Here is a 3,867-nt window from a genome sequence, read left to right on the forward strand (position 1 = left end):
GGGCAGCATGACGGGGGACGGGTTGCGTGCCGGGCGCCTCGCGCGGCGGGTGGGTCAGTGGACGTCGCACCGGCCGCGCCTGGTGGGGGCGGCGCTGGGCCTCGGCATGGCGCTGGTGGTGGCGGGATGTGGGCTGGCGTTCATCGTGAACGTGCAGAGCAGGCCGCTCGTCGCGCTGCCGCTGTTCCTGGTGGCGATCGTTGTGGGGTTCGCGCCCACGTTCGTGAGGAACGGCATGTGGTCGCCGGCTCTGGGCCTCTGCCTGATGCTCCTCCTGCCTGTGGCGTCGTGGGGTGTCAGTCAAGCCATATTGAACTGGCGCGGCGAAGAGGTGCCCGCGACGGTCACCAAGATCGTCCACATTGAGCGTTCGGCAGGCACAGGTGAGAAGTACCACTGCACGCTCCGTCTCCCCAACGGCCGCACGAAGTTCTTGACCGACAGGGAGGCCTGCGGCGTGTCCACCCGCGTCGGTGACCGCGTCCGCGTATACGTCGACCCGTACAACCGCCTGGACTTCCCCAATGCGACGAAGCCCTGGCCCTGGCTCACGCCCGCCGTCGTCGGGACGGCCCTCGGACTGCTCACGCTGATGGCGGTCGTGATGGCGTCCCTGGCGATGGGAAGCAGGCAGCGCACCCTCGACCAGTCACCCGGTTCGAAGTCATCCGTTGGGTACGAACGCGGTGGAGGAGCTGAGTGAACTCGACGTTCTCGATCAGGCCGGTGGGCCCAGGAAGCATTCACCGCCGCCCCGCCCAAGCCAGGCCCAGATCAACTTCCTGCGGCCAGCCGCCGGCCATCGCGCAGCGGGAGCACCAGGGCGGCGCGGGTCCCGGCAACAGCGAGGCAAGGCCGGCACGGCGGGGCAGGCGGGACGGCGAGGTCGTCGACCACGGTACGGCGGTGGGCGTGATCGCGGCCGGGCCATCGACACGAGGGGAACCCGGGGCGCGGGTTCCCCTCGTGTCGGCGGCCCGGCGGCGCGGCTCGGCCCGGTAGCCCGGTGCGGCGGGGCCGCGGGCGCACCGTCAGGTCGTCCGAGGGCGGCAGCGGCCGGAGGCCCGGGGCGCGGGCGGCGGGCCCGGCGGGACGACGGCGGCTGGAGGGCGCGCAACGGGGCGGCCGGAGGGCGGCACGACGGCACGGCGGCGCGGGTCGGCGGCCAGGCCGCCGACCACGACACAGCACGCGGCAGAACCCGGCGGGCGCGCCCACGACCGGGCCGCCGACGCGACAGGAACCCGGGACGCGAGGCCGGACCAACCGGCCACCGACCGCGGGGCGCGGCGGAGCCGGGCGGGCGGGCCGTCGACGGCCCGGCGTCGGCCCGGAGGGCGGGCGGGGAAGGAGGCCGACGGCGCGGAGCTGCGGCAAGAGCGAACTGCGTACMCAGGCGMGGGCGTTACAACCCGGACGCGGGYAGGCCGCCCGGGCACGGCAACGGGCAGGGCCATGGAGTGGGTGGTCGACAGCGCGGAGCGGTGAGACACCGGCCCGGACGGGGCGGGCGATCGACGCCCCCGACCGAAACCCCAGCCCCGGACGGCGGGACGGGGCGAGTGGGGAAGGTGGTCGACGACACGGTGAGACAACGAGCGGGCGAGGCGGTGACCAGACCTCGATGGACACACGAAGCCGAGCCTGGCCGCCGGGCCGCCCGGTCGCCGACGCGACAGGAACCCAGGACACGGGGCCGGGCGGCGACCAGGCGGCACGGCGCGGAACGGCCGCAGTGACGGGCGCGGAGCGGGGCAGGGCCGCGGCCAGGCCGTCGACCACGACACAGCACGCGGCAGAGCCCGGCGACGCGGGGCGGCGGCACAGGCCCGGCCCGGGGCGCGCGTCAACGACACCGACAGCTCCCTCACCGTCGGCGACCGCGGCCCACCCTGCTGGAGGACTTCCAGCTGCGCGGAGGCTCACCCACTTCGACCACAAGCGCACCATCCATGGTTGTTCGAAAATGAATAAGCAAGGAGCTCGAACACCAGTAGGAGACAGTGATCATGAGCACCGTTCCCGTGCCGCCCGATCCCGACATCACCTCCGTCCCGCCGCCTGAACCCCCATCGCCCCCGGGACCGCCGGAACCGGAAAAGCCTCCAGAGCCGCCTGTGCCGCCGGACCCTCCGGCGCCGCCCAGGTCGCCCACACCACCGCCTGAGCCACCCCGCCCGAATGGCCCGGGTGTTCCCGGTCCCGAACCCGAGCCGGGACAGCCGCGCCCACCGGAGCCGCCCGACTGAACGCAGACCGATTGACGCGGGTGGGCCGGACAGATGATGGCGGCCCCATACATTCAACGCTGCCCCGGGCGACAGCGGATCGGGACCAGTACGTCCTGGCCACTCGGGTGCTCTGCTCTGCATTTCGCAGGGCCGCGAGGACGGCATCCTCAGCTGGGTCGAGCCACGAGAGCTGGCACCTGGCCACGCTGGTTGGCGTCGCCCTTACTCGCCTGTGCCAAGATTCGAGGGTGGATATGACTGACGTCACGCGTGCGATTACGGCTGCGACTTCGGTCTCCGCGTCGCTCGACCTGCCGGCCAACAATGCAATCGTTCTCCACAACTCGAACAAGCTGGCACTGCGGCTGACGCCATGCGACGTCTTCGCCCGGGTCGCCCCTGTGGGGCAAGAGGTTGCACAGTTCGAAGTTGATCTCGCTCAGCGGCTCATCGAGGTCGGATGCCCGGTGTGTCCCTTGGAGCCTCGGGCAGACCCGCGCGTGTACACGCGCGATGGCTTCACAGTGACGCTGTGGACCTACTACGAGCCCGTGGCACCTCACATTTCACCAGCCGACTACGCCAAGGCGCTGGAGCGGCTGCACGTCGGCATGCTCAAGGTCGATATGCCGAGCCCGAGGTTCACGGACCGGATCACGGAGGCGGAGGAAGTTGTCGCCGACCCGGATCGCTCGCCGGAGCTCACCGACGCGGACCGTGTGTTCCTCAGCGGCAGGCTGGCAAGCCTGGGACGAGCGATCGACGACCGCGGCGCCGTGGAGCAGCTGCTCCACGGCGAGCCGCATCCAGGCAATGTGCTCAGCACGAAGAGCGGCTCGTTGTTCATCGACCTTGAGACGTGCTGCCGTGGACCCGTCGAGTTCGATCTCGCCCATGTTCCCGAGGCGGTCTGCGAGCACTACCCAAGCGTTGACCAAGGGCTGCTGGACGAGTGTCGGCAGCTCGTCATCGCGATGGTCGCCGCGTGGCGTTGGGAGCTTGGCGACCAGTTTCCAAATGGGAGGCGATTCGGGGAGGAACTCCTGCGCTTGCTGCGCGAGGGTCCTCCTTGGCCGACACTCGACACAGTGACCAGACGACTGGATGGTCTGCAGAAAAAGCTGAAGGCCACGTGAAAGCGGCAAGGAACCAAGCGACGAGACCGTCGCTGTTGAAACCCATGCACGGCGGTCGGCGGCACGGGGCCCGGCGGGGCGACGGCACAGGAGCGGCAAGCGGCGGCCCGACGACAGGCGCGGAGCGGGGCAGGGCCGCGGCCAGGCCGCTGACCACGACACAGCACGCGGCAGAACCCGGCGACGCGGGGCGGCGGCACAGGGGCGCGGGGGTCGAGGTCGGGGTCCTTCCATGCGAAGACGGCGGTGACGAGTGCTTCGTACGGGGCGCGGTCTGGGGTGAGTTTGGCCTCGATCAGGCTGCCGGGGTCGTGGAGCACGAGGTGCTTGTCGCTCACCGGTGTTCCGCCGCGTCGTCCTGGTGGTGGTCGCCGGGGCCGGCGTCCGAGGTGGCCGGGGCGGTGTGGGCGAGGAAGCGGGCGTAGCCGTGGTCGGCGCGTTCCAGCAGCGCGGGGGAAGGCCGGCCGAAGTCGGGGGCTGGGGGCTGTGCCCTTCAGGGG

2 protein-coding genes are annotated in these 3,867 nt (G+C 71.5%); both read left to right on the plus strand.

Annotated elements, in window-relative coordinates; translation table 11 throughout:
• Positions 1-703: hypothetical protein (locus EAO76_RS42205; RefSeq protein ID WP_399463756.1), on the plus strand; the 703-nt coding region annotated here is incomplete at its 5' end.
• A 1,782-nt stretch (positions 704-2,485) separates the two neighbouring features.
• A complete protein-coding gene (locus EAO76_RS42215) occupies positions 2,486-3,367 on the plus strand; it encodes a phosphotransferase (RefSeq protein ID WP_148841519.1) in 882 nt (293 codons plus the stop codon).
• The last annotated feature ends 500 nt before the right edge of the window (positions 3,368-3,867 follow it).

This window comes from Streptomyces sp. sk2.1 (assembly GCF_008120935.1).
Lineage (GTDB): Bacteria > Actinomycetota > Actinomycetes > Streptomycetales > Streptomycetaceae > Streptomyces.

Bases quoted from the DNA above. Each gene is read 5' to 3' on its own strand.
- EAO76_RS42215 (WP_148841519.1), top strand. From the start codon at position 2,486: ATGACTGACGTCACGCGTGCGATTACGGCTGCGACTTCGGTCTCCGCG.